Source organism: Actinocrispum sp. NPDC049592, assembly GCF_040675465.1.
In the GTDB taxonomy this organism is placed as follows: Bacteria; Actinomycetota; Actinomycetes; order Mycobacteriales; family Pseudonocardiaceae; genus Kibdelosporangium.
Window position 1 is genome coordinate 1 of sequence record NZ_JBFAPA010000037.1, and the last position, 19,031, is coordinate 19,031.

The 19,031-nt window shown below is 67.8% G+C and carries 20 protein-coding genes; 8 read left to right on the top strand and 12 right to left on the bottom strand.

What is annotated here, in order from left to right; all coding sequences use genetic code 11:
- Nucleotides 1-131: 131 nt before the first annotated feature.
- Nucleotides 132-2,213 carry a putative Ig domain-containing protein gene (locus tag AB0J95_RS50680; protein WP_364773908.1) on the bottom strand — a complete coding sequence of 694 codons (2,082 nt, stop codon included), beginning with the start codon at nt 2,211-2,213 and terminating at the stop codon, nt 132-134.
- 178 nt (nt 2,214-2,391) lie between these two features.
- On the opposite strand from AB0J95_RS50680, the gene AB0J95_RS50685 reads away from it, so the two are divergent.
- Nucleotides 2,392-2,919 (top strand): dihydrofolate reductase family protein, encoded by a 528-nt coding sequence (locus AB0J95_RS50685; RefSeq protein WP_364773910.1) that lies wholly within the window; start codon nt 2,392-2,394, stop codon nt 2,917-2,919.
- Here the strand turns inward: AB0J95_RS50685 and AB0J95_RS50690 are convergent, their stop codons facing one another.
- Both AB0J95_RS50690 and AB0J95_RS50695 read right to left on the bottom strand, forming a co-directional pair.
- A complete protein-coding gene (locus AB0J95_RS50690) occupies nt 2,920-3,126 on the bottom strand; it encodes a hypothetical protein (RefSeq protein WP_364773912.1) in 207 nt (68 codons plus the stop codon). It abuts the gene before it with no gap.
- A gap of 76 nt (nt 3,127-3,202) precedes the next feature.
- Nucleotides 3,203-3,718: an NADPH-dependent FMN reductase gene (locus AB0J95_RS50695; RefSeq protein WP_364773914.1), complete on the bottom strand. Its 516-nt coding sequence runs from the start codon at nt 3,716-3,718 to the stop codon at nt 3,203-3,205.
- A gap of 215 nt (nt 3,719-3,933) precedes the next feature.
- Between AB0J95_RS50695 and AB0J95_RS50700 the strand changes: the two genes are divergently transcribed.
- Nucleotides 3,934-4,797 (top strand): LysR family transcriptional regulator, encoded by an 864-nt coding sequence (locus tag AB0J95_RS50700; protein WP_364773916.1) that lies wholly within the window; start codon nt 3,934-3,936, stop codon nt 4,795-4,797.
- Nucleotides 4,798-4,885: 88 nt separating this feature from the next.
- Entirely contained in the window at nt 4,886-5,500 is a 615-nt protein-coding gene (locus tag AB0J95_RS50705) for a hypothetical protein (RefSeq protein WP_364773918.1), read from the top strand.
- 65 nt (nt 5,501-5,565) lie between these two features.
- Here the strand turns inward: AB0J95_RS50705 and AB0J95_RS50710 are convergent, their stop codons facing one another.
- The 4 genes from AB0J95_RS50710 to AB0J95_RS50725 are packed head-to-tail and all read right to left on the bottom strand — an operon-like array spanning nt 5,566 to nt 8,540.
- The gene (locus AB0J95_RS50710; RefSeq protein ID WP_364773919.1) at nt 5,566-6,093 is read right to left on the bottom strand and encodes a 3-hydroxyanthranilate 3,4-dioxygenase; all 528 of its coding nucleotides are present in this window, start codon (nt 6,091-6,093) and stop codon (nt 5,566-5,568) included.
- A gap of 9 nt (nt 6,094-6,102) precedes the next feature.
- A complete protein-coding gene (locus AB0J95_RS50715) occupies nt 6,103-6,807 on the bottom strand; it encodes a fumarylacetoacetate hydrolase family protein (RefSeq protein WP_364773921.1) in 705 nt (234 codons plus the stop codon).
- Nucleotides 6,804-7,067 (bottom strand): hypothetical protein, encoded by a 264-nt coding sequence (locus AB0J95_RS50720; RefSeq protein WP_364773922.1) that lies wholly within the window; start codon nt 7,065-7,067, stop codon nt 6,804-6,806. Before AB0J95_RS50720 ends, AB0J95_RS50715 begins: the two co-directional genes overlap by 4 nt.
- Nucleotides 7,068-8,540: a 2-hydroxymuconic semialdehyde dehydrogenase gene (locus AB0J95_RS50725; protein WP_364773923.1), complete on the bottom strand. Its 1,473-nt coding sequence runs from the start codon at nt 8,538-8,540 to the stop codon at nt 7,068-7,070.
- Between the two features lie 61 nt (nt 8,541-8,601).
- On the opposite strand from AB0J95_RS50725, the gene AB0J95_RS50730 reads away from it, so the two are divergent.
- Complete coding sequence (locus AB0J95_RS50730) at nt 8,602-9,237, top strand: GntR family transcriptional regulator (protein ID WP_364773924.1); 636 nt, start codon at nt 8,602-8,604, stop codon at nt 9,235-9,237.
- Here AB0J95_RS50730 and AB0J95_RS50735 read toward each other — a convergent pair.
- Nucleotides 9,225-9,887, bottom strand: a complete 663-nt coding sequence (locus tag AB0J95_RS50735) for a GntR family transcriptional regulator (RefSeq protein WP_364773925.1) — start codon at nt 9,885-9,887, stop codon at nt 9,225-9,227. The genes AB0J95_RS50730 and AB0J95_RS50735 overlap by 13 nt on opposite strands.
- A 25-nt stretch (nt 9,888-9,912) precedes the next feature.
- Nucleotides 9,913-10,413, bottom strand: a complete 501-nt coding sequence (locus AB0J95_RS50740) for a VOC family protein (RefSeq protein ID WP_364773927.1) — start codon at nt 10,411-10,413, stop codon at nt 9,913-9,915.
- 104 nt (nt 10,414-10,517) lie between these two features.
- Here AB0J95_RS50740 and AB0J95_RS50745 point away from each other — a divergent pair, with 104 nt between their 5' ends.
- Together AB0J95_RS50745 and AB0J95_RS50750 are read left to right on the top strand one after the other, a co-directional pair.
- On the top strand, nt 10,518-12,689 hold the full coding sequence (locus tag AB0J95_RS50745) for a thiamine pyrophosphate-dependent enzyme (RefSeq protein WP_364773929.1): 2,172 nt from the start codon (nt 10,518-10,520) through the stop codon (nt 12,687-12,689).
- Between the two features lie 24 nt (nt 12,690-12,713).
- Nucleotides 12,714-14,090: a 2-oxo acid dehydrogenase subunit E2 gene (locus AB0J95_RS50750; RefSeq protein WP_364773930.1), complete on the top strand. Its 1,377-nt coding sequence runs from the start codon at nt 12,714-12,716 to the stop codon at nt 14,088-14,090.
- On the opposite strand, the gene AB0J95_RS50755 is transcribed toward AB0J95_RS50750, so the two are convergent.
- The 3 genes from AB0J95_RS50755 to AB0J95_RS50765 all read right to left on the bottom strand — a co-directional run bounded on the left by AB0J95_RS50755 (nt 14,087) and on the right by AB0J95_RS50765 (nt 17,141).
- On the bottom strand, nt 14,087-15,415 hold the full coding sequence (locus AB0J95_RS50755; protein WP_364773931.1) for a hypothetical protein: 1,329 nt from the start codon (nt 15,413-15,415) through the stop codon (nt 14,087-14,089). The genes AB0J95_RS50750 and AB0J95_RS50755 overlap by 4 nt on opposite strands.
- A gap of 84 nt (nt 15,416-15,499) precedes the next feature.
- Nucleotides 15,500-15,958: a hypothetical protein gene (locus AB0J95_RS50760; protein ID WP_364773933.1), complete on the bottom strand. Its 459-nt coding sequence runs from the start codon at nt 15,956-15,958 to the stop codon at nt 15,500-15,502.
- 58 nt (nt 15,959-16,016) lie between these two features.
- Complete coding sequence (locus tag AB0J95_RS50765) at nt 16,017-17,141, bottom strand: metallophosphoesterase (RefSeq protein WP_364773934.1); 1,125 nt, start codon at nt 17,139-17,141, stop codon at nt 16,017-16,019.
- A gap of 69 nt (nt 17,142-17,210) precedes the next feature.
- Here AB0J95_RS50765 and AB0J95_RS50770 point away from each other — a divergent pair, with 69 nt between their 5' ends.
- Both AB0J95_RS50770 and AB0J95_RS50775 read left to right on the top strand, forming a co-directional pair.
- The gene (locus AB0J95_RS50770) at nt 17,211-17,864 is read left to right on the top strand and encodes a type II CAAX endopeptidase family protein (RefSeq protein ID WP_364773936.1); all 654 of its coding nucleotides are present in this window, start codon (nt 17,211-17,213) and stop codon (nt 17,862-17,864) included.
- Nucleotides 17,865-17,934: 70 nt separating this feature from the next.
- Nucleotides 17,935-18,885 carry an ATP-binding cassette domain-containing protein gene (locus tag AB0J95_RS50775; protein ID WP_364773937.1) on the top strand — a complete coding sequence of 317 codons (951 nt, stop codon included), beginning with the start codon at nt 17,935-17,937 and terminating at the stop codon, nt 18,883-18,885.
- Nucleotides 18,886-19,031: the final 146 nt, after the last annotated feature.

The following is a 19,031-nucleotide window of genomic DNA, read 5'->3' on the forward strand; positions in this document are numbered from 1 at the left end:
CAAGTCATCAGAGAGTTCTGGCGCAATCGCCTTAGCGTCCTCGCAAGCCGAGACACCGCTGCCGGGCAGGTGCTCGACGCACTCGCCAAACAGCGCCGGTGAGAACCGGCACAACCACTCACGAGCGGGTGTCAGCCTTCGACGCGGTGCGAGGCCCAGAAGGAGGTCAGGTCGATGGACCCGGCCGCCGCCTGTGCCGCCGCCTTGAAGTCGGCCACTGTGGACACTCCGTACCAGTGTGACTGGGCGTACGACTTCATCAGGTTGGCCATCGCCGTCTCACCGATCAGCCGGCGCAGGTCGTGCAACGTGCACTTGCCGTACCCGTAGATCACCGTGCTGTACCTGGACGAATGCGCGTCCCAGTAGGCCATCGAGTTGGTCAGCTTCTCCGCCGAGGACTGCCAGGTGATGCCGCAGCCGGTGCCGGTGATCCCGTTGAACAGGTCGGTGGCGTAGTCGGTGAAGCCCTCGTCCAGCCAGGGGGAGTTGTACTCGTCGTCGCCGACGATCCCGTAGAACCACTGGTGGCCCAGTTCGTGCGCGAGCGCGGTGGACGAGACCAGGTCCAGGATGAAGCCCGGGTACTCCATGCCGCCGAACCAGAAGTTGTTGTCCAGGATGACGTCCGCCTCGCCGTACGGGTAGTCGCCGAACCGGGTCGAGTGGGCGTCGATCGCGTTGCGCGCCACGGTGAGCATCGACTGGGCGCTGCTCGCGCTGATCCCGCTCACGGAGTAGATGTTGATCACGAAGCCCTTGCCGGAGGTGCCGCTGATCTTGCTGAACGGCCCGGCGCCCCAGGCGAACTCGCGCACGTTGGTGGCGGTCGCGTGGGTGGTGGTCGTGCTGCCGCTGCTCGTCTCGGTCGACGTGCCGGTGGCCGGGGTCTGCAGCGCGGTCGGGTGCACCAGCGTCACGTCGAAGTTGCTGATCAGCGCGTAGAACGACTCACCGTTGTTGGTGTACGGGTCGAGGTGCCAACCCGAGGTGTCCCGGACCGCGAGCACCGGCAGGGCGTTGCCGAGGAAGTTGTTCGGGCCGTCGTGGCCGAACCGGTCCGCGCCCGACGGGACCACGATGCTCAGGCTGAACCCGATCGTGCCGGACTGTCCCTGGGCCAGCGGGCTCGGCAGGGTGATCTTCATGGCGGTGCAGTTCACCGAAAGAGGTGACGCCGTGCCGCCGGTGACGTTGGTGACCGTGATCGGGGTCGACGGGCACGAGCCGTGGTAGTTGTCCCACAGCCGCAGGTAGACCTCGTTCAACGGGGTGGTCGAGGCATTGGTGAACGACACCGACTCGGTGCCGGTCCAGGTGTCGCCGGACGTGTTCGACGTCAGGTTCACGGTGTAGTTCGGGCTGACCGGGGTGCGTGTGCCGTCGGACGCGCCGGGGGTGACCGTCCAGCCGAAGCCGGCCGAACCGGTGTGCCCGCCAGGGTCGGACGCGGTCACGGTGACCGTCGAACTGCCTGCGGTGCTTGGGGTTCCGGAGATCAGGCCGGTGCTCGCGTTGATCGACAGACCGGCCGGCAGGCCGCTCGCCGAGTAGCTCAGCGTGTCGCCCTGCGGGTCGGACGCCTGGATCTGCAGGCTCGCCGCCTGGCCCACGGTGCCGGTCTGCGCGCCGGGGTTGGTGACCGACGGGTTCTGGTTGCCCGAGCCGCCCGCGGTGGTCAGCGCGAGATCGTCCAGCACGAAGTCGGTGGCCAGGCTGGAGTCCTCCGTACCGGTGAACTTCAGCGTGATCGTCTGGCCGAGGTACGCGGACACGTCGATCGTGCGCTGGGCATATCCGGTGTTCTTGTCCAGGTTCGAATAACTGGCGACCGTCGTGGAGCCGATTTGGGTGACCAAAGTGTCGTATTTGGTCGTTGTGGTCGTTTCCTTGGTGCCGATGTGCAGCCAGTAGGTCAATGTCGCGGAACTGCAGCCGGCGGGCAGCGAGATGGATTGCGACAACGTGTCGGTATGCGTGCTGCCATACCCGTCCAGCCACGCGATCTGTGATCCACCGTGCGCCGGTTGTGCGGTGGTCGCGGCCGAGATCACCCCGCTGGTCTGGGTCCACGGGCTGGTGCCGGACTCGAATCCGCCGTTCACGATCACCTGGTCGCCACAGGCCGCGGCGACCGCGGGGCTGGCGCTGAGCGTCACACTCGCTAATCCGAGGGTGACGGCGAACAATGCGGCTAGCGGTCTGGGTCTCATCGCGCGGCCTTTCCACGACAACTGCAGGGTCCCGGAAAAGCTTGAAGCCCGCCACCGATGCGGACAACGCCACGTTTTTGCCTGTTAACGGCCCGGACTTGCGCATTGCCCGGTTATGGCTTAGCCGCTGTGCCCCTCCCGACTTTCGGCCGCGGCCATCCGGACTAGGTTGGGGCACATGGGGAAGGTTCAGTACCAGTGCGCCATGTCGGTCGACGGGTTCATCGCCGGGCCGGGCGGGGACATGTCGTGGATGAGCGAGTACATGGGCGGCGGGGCGCAGGAGAGCGAGCTCGCGCCGAAGGTGGGCGCGCTGCTGATCGGCAGCCGCACGTTCCGCGGTGACGACCCCAACAAGGGCACCGACCAGGAGGGCGCCTACAGCGGTCAGTACACCGGCCCGAGCATCGTCCTGACACACGACATCCCCGCCGAACCGGTCGAGAACGTCACCTTTGTGGATGATCTTCACGGCGCGCTCGCGGCCGCGAAGGCCGCGGCGGGGGACAAGGACGTCAGCGTGCTCGGTGCGGATGTCGCCCGGCAGCTGATCGAGGCCGGGCTGCTCGACGAGATCCTGGTCGCCATCACCCCGGTGCTGCTCGGCGACGGCGTGCGGCTGTTCGACCATCCGGGCGGGACCAAGGTGCGCCTCGAGGTGATCGGGACCGACGGCACCACCATCACCTTGCGGGTGCTCAAGTAGTCACGCCACCGTCGAACGAGCCATCGACGCCGCCGTGGCGGCGTTCGCCACGGCGACCGACGCGACCTCGCGCACCTGACCGCCGCGTGCGACGAGTACCAGATCCTCAGCACGCACCTCGAACTCGCCGGCGCCCGGCTGCCCGATCCCCGCTGGGCGCCGTTGCCGTCCGGCCCCGGCCGAGGCACTGTTGTTCGGCGCGCACATTTCAGTGCGCGAAAAACCGTCCCAGGATTGCTGTTTCTCTCCCGAAATTGCGGAGTTTCCCCCGGGGATCTGTGTTTTATCCCACCTTGCGTTTGATCAGGTCGCGAAATGCACTGAGATACGCGATGAGGAAGTCGGCACTGGTATCGTCGCCCGGCTCGCCTTCCTCGGTGAATGCCCGCAACTCGGCCACGGGCTGGTCGAGCACGGGCGAGTTGGTGACCGTGAGAATGTCCCGGAGATGTCGCTGAGCCGCCTCGGTCGAGCCGGTTGCGGCAATGGCCGACGGCTTGCCGTCCAGCTCGCCCGCGGTCCAGTCGATGGCGTTCTTGAGGGCGGCGGGGATGGTCCTGTTGTACTCCGGCGTGACGAAGAGCATCCCGTCCGAGCTGGTCACGGCCTGTTTCAGGGTCGCGGCCGCCGGTGGGACGGCCTCCTCGCCGTCCCGGGTGTACAGCGGCAGATCGGTGATCGGCAGCTCGGTGAGCTGTAAGTCGGCGTGCGGCGCGAGCCGTGCGAAAGCTCTGGCCAGACGGTGTTCCGCGGACTGCCCGGACGGACTTCCGACTAGGTATCCGACTTGATAAGTCATGGCCGTCTCCACCTTCGGTCAAGGCATGGTAAAATTCAAGAAGGTCATCTCGATTGACCAATCGACGGTAGAGACCGCGGTCCCTTCCGTGCAATGGCAGGCGTGTGTCATGCATTCAAAGTCTGGTCGTTTCATGACGAGGACTTGCCAGTGCCAGAAATCTAGTAATTACCTAGTATTGTCATCACTCTTGACCAAATACGGGGTGATCGTCAGTGGAGACACGGCAGCTGGAGTACTTCGTCGCGGTGGCGGAGGAGCTGAGTTTCACCCGCGCCGCACAACGGCTGCTCACCGGGCAGTCCACAGTTTCGGCCGGGGTGCGCGCATTGGAGTCGGAGCTGGACACCGCGTTGTTCGAGCGGTCCACCCGGCGGGTCGCGCTGACTCCGGCCGGGGTCAGCCTGCTGCCGGAGGCCAAGGCCGCGCTCAACGCCATCGACCGGGCCCGCCTGTCGGTGCGGCTGCCGGACAGCGGGCTGCACGGGCGGCTGCGGATCGCGACGACCGGCTGCCGCGCGGTGGACCTGCCCAAGACGGTCGCGGTCTTCAAGGAACGCCACCCGCAGGTCGATGTGCGCCTGACGGTCTCGGCGGGCAACTCGCTCGGCCTGGTGGAAGAGGTCAAGATCGGCAGCCTGGACCTGGCCATGGTCGACCTGCCCCGCTCGGAACTGGGCGGGCTGGTGACCCGCGTGATCCAGCAGCGGCCGTATGTGGTGGTGCTGCCACCCGGGCACCGGTACGCCGACCGCGCCGAGCTGAGCCTGATGGACCTCAAGGACGAGGACTTCGTGGACGCGCCGCGCGGGTTCGGCTCGCGGATGGTGATCGACCGCGCCTACGACGCCCTTGATGTGCGGCGCAACGTGGTCGCCGAGGTGGCCGACCTGCGGCTGGCCGAGTCCTATGTGGACGCGGGCATCGGCGTGGCGGTGGCACCGGACGCCTGCGTGTCCGAGGGCATGGTGGTCCGGCCGATCGCCGGCGCCGAGCTGTCCTGGAGCCTGTCCGTGGTGGCGTTGCGGCTCTCGCCCGCGGTCCGCGCGGTGCTGGCCGTGCTGGAAGAACACAGCTGAGCTTCCTTGCCCGTGGCGGCGGTCGCGGCTACCCTGAATTTAGTCAAGATTAGTGACTAAATTCGCTGGTCGTTCGTTCGGAGGAGCCGTGACCGCTGGGGATCTCGTGGCGGAGTTCGACCGTGCCTGGTCGGACCCCAGGTACACCAAGACCGACCTGCCGCCGGTCCACATCAACAAAGTGCTGCGCGACCACTACAAGGTCGACCCGCCGCTGACCTACACCCGGACCATGTTGTGGGACATGGAGGTCCGCAAGGCGTCCGCGCCGGACTTCTACATCCCGTCGGCGGTGCGGCCGGACAGCGCGCGCAAGTGGGAGTCCGGAGTGGACAACGAGTTCACCCGGGTGTCCACGCAGCGCCTGTGGCAGGAGCGGGAGACGTTCGGCCTCGTCATCGAGCACGTTCACCTCGACCCCGCGCGCCAGTCGGTGGTGTTCATCGGCGCGCCGGACTTCACGACACCGGACGGCGAGGTCCTGACGGCGGATACCCGCCAGCCACTGTTCCATGTGGACCACTGGGTCGAGGGCGACGAGGACGACCCCATCAACCGCTGGCGGATCGTCCACCTCACCGGTGCCCCGGATCCCGCCCTGGCAGGGGTTTTCGACGCCATGGCCGCGTCCCCGTACCTTCGCGACTTCGTCGAGGTGCACATCCGCACGGTGCTCGGACGGACGCTGACTCGCGTGCCCTGACCCAGCCCAAACCCTCGTGAGTGGTTGTACTGGTTCTACCCGGTACAACCACTCACGAGGGTATGTCACACAGCGGATCTGCCGGGGTGGATAGTGGCGCAGGAGGGGCAGGTCCGGGCGGATTCGCTGGCGTAGAAGGCTTCGAAGACCGGCGGAAGGTCCACGACGATGTCGGTGACCTGGAGTTCGGCTTCGTGGACGAGGGATCCGCAGGCGGGGCAGTACCACTGGAACTTCTCCAGGGTGCCTTGCTCGCGGATGCGTTCGACCACGATGCCGATCGAGCCCGGCTCCGGTCGTTGCGGCGAATGCGGGGTGTTGCGGGGCAGCAGCCAGAGGTCGCCCTCGCGGATGTCGATCCGTTGCGGACCGCCGGGCGTGATGACGTTGACGTGCATGTCGCCCTTGATCTGGTAGAACAGTTCCTCGTAGGGGTCGACGTGGAAGTCCGTCCGCTGGTTGGGGCCGCCGACCACCTGGACGATGAAGTCGCCGGTCCGCTCCCACATCTGCTTGTTGTTCACCGGCGGCCTGAGCAGGTGCTCGTGCTCCGCGACCCACTTCTGGAAGTTGAACACCGCGGGGATGGACATGGCTGTCTCCTAACTGGTGACTGTGACCCGCCCAAGGCCGGCGATCCGAGCCTCTACAAAGGACCCGGGTGGCAGCGCAACTGCGGCGGTGGCGGCGCCGGCGAGGACGACCGACTGCGAGGGCACTGGGATGTCGAAAGCCTGGGACAAGCGGGTGACGGCGTCCAGGGCGCGCATGGGATCGCCGAGAATCGCTGCCGTGGAACCGGTTTGCGCCACGGCGCCGTCGACTTCGAGCACAACCCCGAGGTCGCCGATCTCCACACCTGGCTGCTGCCAAGGACCCAGCACGTACGCGGCCGCGGAGGTGTTGTCCGCCACGACGTCCGCGAGGTTGAACCGGAAGTCCTGGTACCGGGAGTCGATGATCTCCAACGCTGGGGCGACGCCGACTACCTGTCCCTCGCTCACCAGGAAGGCGACCTCAGGTTCGACGCGAGGGTGGATGAACCGGCTGTGATCCAGCGTGCCACCGTCGGCAACGGCCATGCCCGAGGTGAGCTGGCCGATGATCAGATCCGATACTCCCATTTGGACAGCCTTGGCACGGCTGGTAAAACCGAGCTTCACGCCGGTTCGTGGCTCGTTGCGCAGGTCCACGACAAGACGTTGAACCGCATAAGCGTCCTCAAGCGACAGTTCGCCGAGCTGGGGGATGGCGGTGGCCCGCGAATCGGCTTCGAACAGCGTCTGGGCGAGCGCGGAGAGCGTCACGGGGCAACCTCCGAAGGAGCGGTGAACACGGCACGGACCTCACCGAGGCCAGCCAGCCGAGCGCGGTAAACCCCGGGCGCGGTCACCGGAACGACCGGCCCAAGCGCACCCGACAGCACGATGTGCCCGGCCCGCAACGGATTCGATCGCCGCGCCGGCTCCTGAGCCAACCACATCCGGTCGGTCAGCACGCCGAAGTCGGGCTGGAACACCCCGAGCTGGCGCTGGACGGCGAGTATGTTCTCGGCCAATGCGATCATCTACAGGTGCACGCAGACGTTGGTGGGCTGGCTGTAGAAGTGTAGGGAGTGCGTCCCACCCTCGCGTCCGATGCCCGACAGGCCCACGCCACCGAACGGCGAACGCAGATCACGCAGGAACCATGTGTTCACCCAGGACAGCCCGACCCGCATCCGTTGCGCCACACGGTGTCCACGTTCCAGGTTGGTCGTCCACACGGCCGCGGCCAGGCCGTAGTCGGTGTCGTTGGCCAAGCGGATCGCGTCCTCTTCGGAGTCGAACGGCATGATCGCCGCGACCGGCCCGAACACCTCCTCGCGCACCGTCCGGTCGGAGTTGGTGAGGCCGGTCCAGAGCGTGGGCTCGATCCAGGCGCCGTGATCGCGTGCGTCGCCGAACAGCGGAACCCCGCCGCCGGTCACCACCTTCGCGCCCTCCTGTTCGGCAAGCCGAAGGTAGGACTGGACTTTCTCGCGGTGACCAGCGGAGATCAGTGGTCCCATGGTGGTCTTGGCATCCTCCGGATGGCCCGGCACATGCGCCTGCGCGGCGGCGCTCAGACCGGCCACGACGTCGTCGAAGATCGGGCGCTCGACGTAGATCCGTTCCGTGCACAGGCAGACCTGGCCGGTGTTGGTGAACGTGGACCTGGCCAGGCCGTCGATCGCCTTGTCCAGGTCGGCGTCCGCGAACACCAGTGCGGCGTTCTTCCCGCCCAGCTCGAACGACACCGGCCGGACGCGCGGCGACACCGCCCGCATGATCGCCGAGCCGGTCGCCGACTCGCCGGTGAACGTGACGCCGTCGATGCCCGGATGCGTGGTCAGGAACTCGCCCGCGGATCCCGGCCCGAACCCGTGCACGACGTTGTAGACACCCTCAGGGACACCGGCTTCGGCCATGATCTCGGCCAGAACCGCGGCGCTGGACGGGGTTTCCTCCGACGGCTTGACCACGACCGCGTTCCCGCAGGCCAACGCCGGTGCGACCTTCCAGGTGAGCAGGAGCAGCGGCAGGTTCCACGGCACGATCACCGCGACCACGCCCAACGGCTTGCCCACGGCGTAGTTCAGCGCCCGGCGGCCGTCCGGCAGTTCGGTGATGAACGAGTCCAGGCCGTGTGCCGCGATGGTGTCCGCGAACGCCCGGAAGTTCGTCACCGCCCGTGCCACGTCCAGTGTTCTGGCCTGGGTCAACGGTTTCCCGGTGTCGGCGACCTCGGCCTTGACCAGGTCCTCGAACCGCGCCTCGATCCGGTCGGCGATCCGGCGCAGCAACCCCGCCCGCTCGGGGACCGTGCTCGCGCCCCACGGCCCGTCGAGCGCCGCGCGGGCGGCCCGCACCGCGGCGTCGACCAGCTGCTGGCCGGCCTCGTGAACGCGCCCGACTACGGTCCCGTCCACCGGGCTGTGCTTGGTGAACGTCTTCCCGGTCTGGACGAACCGGCCGGCCACGAAGTTCTCGATGTTCTTCGGTGCACCCAGGAGACCCATGCGCTGGATCTTAGATCTTATAAGATTGAAGATACAAGACCCTTGGTGTTTTACTACCTCCATGACTCAGTCCCGGGGTGCGGTGAGCGCCCACGATGTCGCGTTCCGGGAGATCCGCGAGCTGATCCTGACTGGTGAGTTCCCGCCCGGTTCGCAGATCCCACAGGAGACGCTGGCCGCACGGCTTGGTGTGTCGGTGATCCCGGTGCGTGAGGCGCTGAAGTCGTTGCAGGGGGAGGGTCAGGTCGTCTTCGCGCCGCGCCGCGGGTTCTTCGTCAGCGAGTACAGCCGCGAGGACCTGCTGGAGATCTGCTCGATCCGGGAGGCGTTGGAGGGCATGGCGATCCGGCAGGGGATCGGCAAGGTCGGCGAGTCCGAGCTGGCCGAGATGACCGCGGCGCTGACCGAGATGGACGCCGCCGACGCGGCCGGTGACGTGATCGCGTTCCTCCAGGCCGACCGCCGGTTCCACTTCGCCCTGCTCAAACCCGGCTGCGGACCCCAGTTGCTGCGCGTGCTGACCTCACTCTGGGACCGCTCGGACCACTACCGCGCCGCGTTCCTCACGTTGCCCGCGCACCGCCACGCCAACCACGACGAACACGGCGCCATCCTCGCCGCGGCCCGCGCCCACGACGCCGAAGCCGTGACCGCGCTGCTCACCACCCACCGCCTCGCGGCCCTTCAGACCACCTGACCCGCGAAGACTTCGGGGTGGTCGGCGAGTTCGACCCGGGTGCGGCGGATGTGGAGTTCGAGAACCTGTTCGGCCGAGCGGTGGTCGTGTTCGCGCAGGGCCTGGATCAGCAGGCGGTGTTCGGCGTTGATGATCCAGCGGCGCCGTTCGCCGGCCAGGCGGGTGAACGCGCGGCGGTAGTGCTGGGTGGTGTCCCAGAGGCGGGCCACGATCGACGCCAGCTCCCCGGCGTTGTGGTGCCGGTAGACCGTCCAATGCAGACTGCGGTCGAGCACCAGGAAGTCCTCGACGTTCTGGGTCTGCTCGATCTCGTCCTGCAGCGCGGTCAGCTCGGCGATGTCGCCCTCGGTCAGGCCGGGGGCGGACTCGCTGAGCAGCAACGGTTCCAGGCGTTCGCGGATGCGGTAGGTCAGGTCGCACTCGCGCATGTCCATTGTGGTCACCCAGGCGCCTTGGTTGGCGCGCAACGTGATCAGCCCCTGGGAGGCGACGATGCGCAGCGCCTCGCGGACCGGGAGCCTGCTGGTGTTGAGCTCCTCGGCCAGCTCGTCCTGGATGATCCGGGCGCCGGGGGCCAGCCCGCCTGCCAGGATCCTCTCCCGCAGCTTCTCGGCGATCCGCTGGCTGGCAACGCTCGACCCCTCGGCCACTACCGTCCCCTTCTCCGCGTGGACACTAGGCGAAGGCCTCGGGGTGGTGGTCGAACGCCTTGCCGTTCGGATAGGACACTAGCTCACACTGCATCCCCCACGGCGACAGGAAGTACACCCACCGCTGCCCTTCGCTCGGCCCCTTGCTGGCCGTCGGTTCGCCGAGCACGGTCAGGCCGCGGCGGTGCAGGTCGGCCACGGCCGCGTCCATGTCCTCGACGTACAGGGCGATGTGGTGGCCGCCGATGTCGCTGTTGCGCGGCTGGGTGGTGCGCTGGCCGGGGGCGGAGTACTCGAACACCTCGAAGATCGCCTGCCCGCCGAGCCGGAAGAAGTGCAGCTCGCGCATGACCGTGCGGTCGTCGACGCCGAGGTGCTCGCTCATCCAGTGACCGTCGTCCTGGAACGGCCCGAGCCTGTACATGTACTCGCAGCCCAGCACGTCCACGAAGAACTCCCTGGCCTGCTGGAGGTCCGGCACGGTGATGCCGATGTGGTCCGCGCGGGTCAGTCCCGGGATGGGCATCACGCCTCCAATGTATCCATTTGGCTTGCTTTCGACCCTGTTTTCTCGGATAGTACGCTATCGAAGCCGCAAAATGGATCCATTTGGTTCGTTGAGGAGCGCGCATGCCGACCCGTGAGACCCTGGCCGCGGCCGCGCCGTGGACCGCGCTGACCACCACGGAGGCCGACTGGGACGCCGCCGCGCCCGGCCTGCTGCTCGGGTTGTTCGGGCAGGCGACGTGGATCCGCGCGTTCGAGGAGTACGTGCTGGAGCTGGCCGCGGAAGGCCTGGTGCACGGGCCCGCGCACGCCAGCATCGGTCAGGAGGGCGGCGCGGTGGGCTCTGTCCTGCCGTTGCGCAGCGACGACTTCGTCAACGGCTCACACCGCGGCCACCACCAGTTCCTGGCCAAGGCGTTCACGCACGTGCTGCCCGGCGACGGCCTGCCCTCGTTGACCGACGAGGTGCGGACGGTGCTGCGGCGCACGCTGGCGGAGATCTGCGGTCTGGCCGAGGGGTACAGCGGCGGCCGCGGTGGATCCATGCACCTGCAGTGGAAGGCCGCCGGGGCGATGGGCACCAACGCCATCGTCGGCGGGGGCGTGCCGCAGGCCGCCGGGTTCGCGTTCAACCAGCGGCGGGCCGGCACGGACGCGGTGACGGTGACGTACTTCGGCGATGGCGCGGTGAACATCGGGTCGGTGCTGGAGACGTTCAACCTGGCCGCGGCCTGGAAGCTGCCGCTGTGCTTCTTCATCGAGAACAACATGTACGCGGTGTCGACGCACGTCTCGGACGCCACAGCGGAGACCCGGCTGTCCGCGCGCGGCCCCGGGTTCGCCATCCCGAGCTGGCGGGTGGACGGAATGGATCCACTCGCCGTGCAGCTGGCGATGACCGAGGCGCTGGAGCACATGCGGGCCGGCAACGGGCCGGCGATCATCGAGGCGGATGTGTACCGGTACTTCCACCAGAACGGGCCGTACCCGGGCAGCGCGTTCGGCTACCGGAGCAAGGCCGAGGAGCAGGCCTGGCGCGACCGGGACCCCATCGAGCTGCTGCGGTCGCACATCCTGCGGCGCTCGCTGGCCACCGCCTCGCAGCTGTCGGTCTTCCACGACGAGGTCGTGAAGACGTTGCGGGAGATCGGCGACTCGTTCCTGCAGGCCGATCCGGCGGGCAAACCCGGGCAGCGCCGGATCAAGGCGTCCGCGTGGCCGGACCCGGGGTTCGTGGACGTCGGGGTCCGCGGCGATCTGTCCGAATTGGACGGTAGCCGGTACGAGGAGGTTTCCGGGTTCTCCGGGGAGCTGGCCGAGCGGCGGTTCATCGACGTGGTCAGCGACGTGCTGGCGCGGCGGATGGAGACCGACCCGCGCGTGGTGATCATGGGCGAGGACGTGCACCGGCTCAAGGGCGGCACCAACGGCGCCACCAAACGCGCGCTGGAGTTGTTCCCCGACCGGGTTCTGGGCACGCCGATCAGTGAGAACGCCTTCGCCGGCCTGGGTGGGGGGATGGCCATCGACGGGCGTGGGCGGCCGGTGGTCGAGTTCATGTACGCCGACTTCATGTGGGTCGCCGCGGACCAGCTGTTCAACCAGATCGCCAAGGCGCGGCACATGTTCGGCGGGCACGGGAGTGTGCCGTTCGTGTTGCGCAGCAAGCTCGCGGCCGGCACCGGGTACGGCTCGCAGCACTCGATGGACCCCGCCGGGATCCTCACTACCGCGGCCGGTCTGCGGGTCGTGGCGCCTTCGAACCCGTTCGACTACGTGGGTTTGATGAACACGGCGTTGGCTTGTGAGGACCCTGTGGTGGTTCTGGAACACGTCGACCTCTACACCTCTTCGGGCGTCGGGCCGGTGTCCGATTTGGACTATCGGATCCCGGTGGGGAAGGCGGCTCTCCGGTCGGTCGGTGATGACGTCACGGTGATCTCGTACCTGTCGATGGTCCGGCACTGCCTGGAAGCGTTGGAACAAGTGGGGATCGCGGCGGACCTGATCGACCTGCGCTGGCTGGACCGCGCGAGCCTCGACTGGGACACGATCACCGCCAGTGTCAGGAAGACCAACAAAGTCCTCATCGTCGAACAAGGCGCACGCGGCACCTCCTACGGCGGCTGGCTCGCCGACGAGATCCAGCGGCGCCTGTTCGACTGGCTCGACGCGCCCATCTGGCGGGTCACCGGCGGCGAGGCCTCCCCGAGCATCAGCAAGGTCCTCGAACGCGCCGCCACCGCCCGCACCGAGGAAGTCGTGACCGCCCTGCGCCACATCGCCGAGTACTGACCCCACCACCAAGGAGAACCTGACATGGCGATGTTGCTGCGCGTCCCCGAAGTCGCCGCCGGGGCCACCTCGGCACTGCTGACCGAGTGGCTGATCCCCGAGAACACCCGCTTCGCCGCCGGGGATCCCCTCGTCGTGCTGGAGACCGACAAGGCCGCGGTCGAGATCGAGGCCGAGACCGGCGCCGTGCTGCTGCGGACACTCGTGCCGGGCGGGACGAACGTCGAGGTCGGCGTCCCGATCGCGGTGTTGGGAGAGGAGGCCGAAGCGGCGAACCTCGACGCGGTGCTGGCCGAGCTGGGCGTGAGTGGTGGTGCGGCTGCGTCGAGCGGGGGTGGGCTGGCCGGGGGCGATTCTGCTGCTGGAGCCGGATCTGCTCCAGCGTTGGTCGGCGGAGCGCCGGTCGGGCAGTCCGCGGCGCCGGTTAGTGGTGTGACGGTCAGGCCAGGCGGTGCAGTAGCGCCGGGTGGGAGCAATGGCGAGGCGCAGGACGTTTCTTCCTCGGCTGGGAGGATCTTCGTCAGTCCGTTGGCTCGGAAGTTGTTGAAGGAGGCCGGCATTCCTGCTGAGCGGGTGCAGGGAACCGGGCCGGATGGGCGGATTGTCCGCCGGGACGTCGACAACGCCATCGCCACGGCTCAGGCTGCTCCTGCTCCTGCTCCTGCTCCTGCTCCTGCTCCGGCGCCGGTCGCCGAGGCGGCACCGCCACGTCCGGTCCGGACCGGCTTCGAGGAGATTCCGCATTCGCGGGTGCGGCGGGCGGTGGCGAGGCGGCTCACCGAGAGCAAGCGGGACATCCCGCACTTCTATGTCCGGCGGGCCGCCAAAGCCGATGCGCTTTTGGCTCTGCGCAAGCAACTCAACGAGGTGACGCCGGTCAAGATCTCGGTGAACGACCTGGTCGTCAAGGCAGTTGCGAACGCCCACCTGCTTGTGCCGGATGCCAACGTGATCTGGACCGAGCAGGCCATGCGGAAGTACTCCACAGTGGACATCGGGGTGGCGATCGCGTCGAAAAAGGGGTTGGTCACGCCCGTGCTGAGGGGTGTGGACAAGGCGACGCCCAGCGCGATTTCGCGGCAGGTCAAGGAGTTCGCGCGGCAGGCGGATGAGGGCAAGCTCAACCAACGGGATCTCGATGGCGGCACCATCACGATCAGCAACCTGGGGATGTACGGTGTCGACGAGTTCTCGGCGATCATCAACCCGCCGCAGTCCGCGATCCTCGCTGTGGGTGCGGCGAAGGAAGTGGCGGCTGTCCACAACGGACAGATAAGCGTTGGGACCCGGCTCGCGCTGACGTTGTCGGTCGACCATCGGGCCATCGACGGGGCCCTTGCCGCGCAATGGATGGCCGCCCTGGTCGACACCCTGGAACAACCGCTCAAGCTGCTGGCCTAGGTCTTGCGCACCGCCCCGGTGAACCCGGCGATGAACAAAGTCGCGAACCCCCAAGCCAGCAACCGAAACAACCACCCCAAAGACGTCAAAACCTGACCGGCGCCGGTGTTCGTGGCATCACACCGCGCACGAGCACCGGTACTCACCAACGGCGAACCCACATCCAGCCCAACCCCGACCTGATCGATCACACTGCACCCACCAGACCCGCGAACCTGAGTCAAAGCCCCCCGCCCACCAAGAACAACAGCCAGTACAGCCGACAAGACGACCACAGCCAGGAGCCCGATCAACGCCCGCCAAGGCTGATACCCGTACCCGAGAACCAACCCGGTCAGCCGTGCCCACAGACGTTCGGCGCGGCCACTCAACGCACGGTCGATCTGGTCCCGGCGTTGTGCCATCAGCACCTGCCGAGCCTCGCGGTCATGTCCGGCCGAGCGGAGCGCGGCCGCATAGTGCTGATAGGGCTGCGCCGCGTACTCGGGAGTGCCGTGCCGTAACAGCCCAAGCCATTCGTCTCGTGACACCCGCACGGGCTCACTGGCGTAGGTCATGTCGGTCAGCCGCACCAGCGCAGTGGGGTTGGTGGTGTTGACGAGCCGGTCCGGGATGATGACCAATCGCCCGGTGATCGCTGCGCCGCCGAGGTTGAGCACGACCGCGTGCTCACCGGCAGCCTCGAAATGTCCGTCAAGAAACAAGGTCCGAGCGATCCGCAGGTACTCCGCTGACAGCGCGGGGCCGTTGTTGTTGCGCACTATCGCAGCTGTGCAGTCAAGCGAACTGAGGTCCGCGCCCGACAGTCGGATTGTGCTTGATGATCCGGATCCTTCGGCCCGGAATTCTTCATTGAGGAAGACCGTGCCTTCGACTCGCAGTCTGTCAGCCGAGATCGCGGGTCCGCTGTCGTTGCGGATGCGCGCGCCAGTGCAGGCCAGCTGTCCTGAGATCCGGGCACCGATCAGCCGCACGGCGCCCTGAGGGGTGGAGCCGGTGAGAACGGACCGTCGCAACGACAGAGCGCCGACGACCAGTCCGGTCGCATCCAACGCGGGGGAGTCACCGTGGCTGAGCTCGCAGTCTTCCAGGATGAGCGCTGGCAGCTTCGCGTGCTGCGCGTCCACTCCCGAGTCGAGGAGGCAGTGCCAGAGTTCGATTGGGGTCGAAGCGTTGATCCAGGCCAGGTCGAGGCGTCCGCAGACGACAGCGCCGCACAGCCTGAGACCTTGTGGGTCCGCTTCCGAGACGTGCTTGCCACGGATGACATCGCGGAGGAACTCGGCGGACACCGTACGGTCAGAATCGCGCGTCAGGTCAGTCACGACCCCACGTTCGACGTTTGTCACGATCATTTGCTCAACCGGGGACAGCGCCATGCCCAATGCATCGATCACCGGCGGCGTGCGTTAGCCAGAACCGTCCACATCGGACAGTGTGTCGATCCACATCTGGACGGCGACCCGGGACTCGCGCAACGTCCGGCCGTGCTCGCCCAGACCGCGGTGGGTGTGGCCGTGGCGAACCGCGGCGGGGTTCCAGAACCGGGGGAACGCCAGTTTCAGGCACTCCTCAACGGTTTCCGCGTGCCACAGCAGCAGCTCCGCGATCCGCGACGGCAGGGAACCCGGTTGCGGACCGAACAGGGACCGCACCGATTCGTGCAGGTAGGCGAACTCGCTGATCACCCGGCCGCCGCGGCGAGCCACGTCCGCGGGGGTCTCGCCGGGGCGGCAGCACTCGTTGATGACCTCCTCGGCGTTCGGCTGCGCGAGGATGGCGCGGTCGAGTACCTCGGCGAGCGTGGTCAGCCGGCGTACGAGGTCGTCCTGCCCGACAGCGCCGGCTCGTCGTCTTCGAATCCACACCGGCTCACCCCCGGACTGGTATTCGGTTCACCTAGCGTAAACCGGCCGGGGGCCGCCGTCATCTGGGAACGCGCAGGGTGAGCAGGCTGATCTCGCTCGGGGCGAACACGCGGAACGGCGGTCCCCAGAACCCGCTGCCGCGGGTGGTGTACAGCTGGGTCGCCGGGCCGTGCCTGGTCAGGCCGTGCACCGAGGGCTGGTCGACGCGGACGAGGTAGTGGAACGGCCAGATCTGGCCGCCGTGGGTGTGCCCGGAGATCTGCAACGCCACGCCCGCATCGGCGGCGATGGTGACCTGCTTCGGTTGGTGCGCAAGCAAGACGACCGGCAGGGTGGGATCGGCACCGGCCAGCGCCCGGGTGATGTCCGCGCCGTGGCCCTCCTCGCCCGACCCCTTGGCGATGTAGTCGTCGATCCCGGCGAGCACGAGCCTGGCCTCACCGCGCCGCACGACCACGTGCCGGTTGTGCAACGCGTCCCAGCCCAGGCTCTCCATGTGGTCGACCCAGCCCTGGGCCTCGCTGAAGTACTCGTGGTTCCCGGTCACGTAGACCTTGGCGAGTCCGGAGTGGACAGTGCCGAGTGGAGCCGCCTGCTCCTTGCGGCGCTCCGCGGTGCCGTCGGCGATGTCACCCGCGTGCGCCACGATGTCCGGCTCCAGCGCGTTCACCGCCGCCGCGAGCCGCTCGGACCACCGGACCCGGTTGATCGGGCCGTAGTGCGTGTCGGAGATGACGACCAGCCGGGTCCCGTCGAGGTCCGGCCCCAGACCCGGGATCTCCACCTCGGTCCGCCGGATCCGCGGCACCCGCATCGCCTCGGTGTACCCCCACACCAGCAGACCTGCGGAGATCGCGAGCACCGACACGGCGACCACCGTCGACGGGAGCACCAGGGAGGCCACCTGGCCGATGATCGACCAGACGAACAACACCCACACCGCGCCGAGCGTGCTGTCGCCGAGCCGGGCGGCCCAGTCCCGCGCCTTCTTGCTGTGCCCCTGGTACATCAGCACCGGGAACGCCAGCAGCGCGGCGGCGAACACGACGGTGCCGATCACGGTGACGGCGGTCGGCCAGGCGGGCTCGCCCACGATCGTCCACCACGGGACGCCGAACAACAGGGACAGGACGGCGGCGAGGATCAGGCCTCGGGTGAGGCCCCGCCTCACCAGGACTCGCATTCGGACATGTGTCAAGCCTAACCAGAATTGGCTGAGCCAGTTTTCAGCAACCCTCATTACGGTTGAGGCATGGCCGTCATCGCGGGCGATCTGAGCGCGGGCCGCCGGGTGTACCTGGTGGCCGAGTACCTGGTGTTGTTCTTCGTGACCGTGGCGGCCTTCATCACGTTCGCGCGTGGCGTGTCGCCGATCCCGTTCCTCGTCGTGCTGGGCGCGGGCGCGCTCGTGTACCTGCTGCGCCAGCCGGCCTTCGACCGGCAGGACCTGTGGCGGCCGCAAGCCATCAGGACCCAGCTGCGGCCGATCCTCACCTTGTGGGTGATCGCGTGGGTCGCGGCCATCGCCGGGCTGCTGGTGTACGACTCCAGCCTGCTGTTCGGCCTGCCCCGCACCCAGCCGGTGCTGTGGGCGGTCATCATGGTGGCGTATCCGCTGTTCAGCGCCTACCCGCAGGAGCTGATCTTCCGGGCGTTCCTGTTCCAGCGCTACGGCCGTGCGTTCGGCCCGGCCGGCACGATCGTGGCCAGCGCGGCGAGCTTCGGGTTCGCGCACATCTTCTTCCACAACTGGTTCGCGGTGATCGCGTCCACAGTGGGCGGTGTGCTGTTCGCACTGCGCTACCAGCGCAGCCGTTCGCTGCTCACCACCACCATCGAGCACGGTCTCTACGGCATCCTGTTGTTCACCGTCGGCCTCGGCCAGTTCGTGTATCACGGCGGATGACATGCGTTTGAGCCGCGTTTGACATGTCCGCGGGCGAGCCTTCCCCCAGTTGAAGTGAAAGGGGAGGCACATGCGCCTCGCGTTCCAAGCCGAGGGCTTGGTCAAACGCTACGGCGAGACGACCGCGCTCGCGGGCATCGATCTCGCCGCTGAGCAGGGCACCGTTCTGGGGGTGCTGGGGCCGAACGGGGCCGGCAAGACCACCGCGGTGCGCATTCTGGCCACGTTGCTGCGACCGGACGGCGGCCGCGCACGCGTCGGCGGGCTCGACGTGGTCAAGGACGCCGCCAAGGTCCGTCGGCTGATCGGGCTGACCGGGCAGTACGCGTCCGTCGACGAGGACCTGACCGGTCTGGAGAACCTCGTGCTGATCGGCGAGCTGCTGGACCTGCGCCGCCCGCAGGCGAAGCTGCGCGCCAAGCAGCTGCTGGCCGACTTCGACCTGACCGACGCGGCCGGGCGGCAGGTCAAGACGTACTCCGGGGGCATGCGGCGGCGGCTCGACCTGGCCGCGAGCCTGGTCGGCCGGCCGGACGTGATCTACCTGGACGAGCCGACCACCGGGCTGGACCCGGCCAAGCGCGACGACGTCTGGACGATCATCCGGTCGCTGGTGGCCGACGGTGTCACGGTGCTGCTGACCACGCAGTACCTCGAAGAGGCCGACGCGCTCGCCGACGACATCACGGTGATCGACCACGGCAAGGTCATCGCGCACGGCACACCCGGCGAGCTCAAGCGGATCGTCGGCGGTCAGACCATCCTGGTCCGCCCGCTCGACCCGGACCGGCTGCCGGACGTGGCCCGGGTGCTGGAGGCCGTGGCCGGGCGTGAGTCCGAGTCACCCAGCCGGGGCGTGCTGACGGTCCCGGTCGACGGCGACGCGGCGTTCACCGAGGTCGTCCGGCGGCTGGCGGACGAACGGATCACGGTCACCGAGCTGTCGTTGCGGCTGCCCAGCCTCGACGACGCCTTCTTCACGCTCACCGGCCGCCACACCGAACAGGAGGCCGCAGCATGACACCACATCCGGGATCAGGCCGAGTGCATCCCAACCGCACCTCAGGGGAACGTGACGCAACCCAGCCACATGTACGAGACCAGTCGCAACCTTTCCTCTCCAACGCGACCAAAGGTGTGAAATCCGGGGAGGCGGGACTGCCTTTC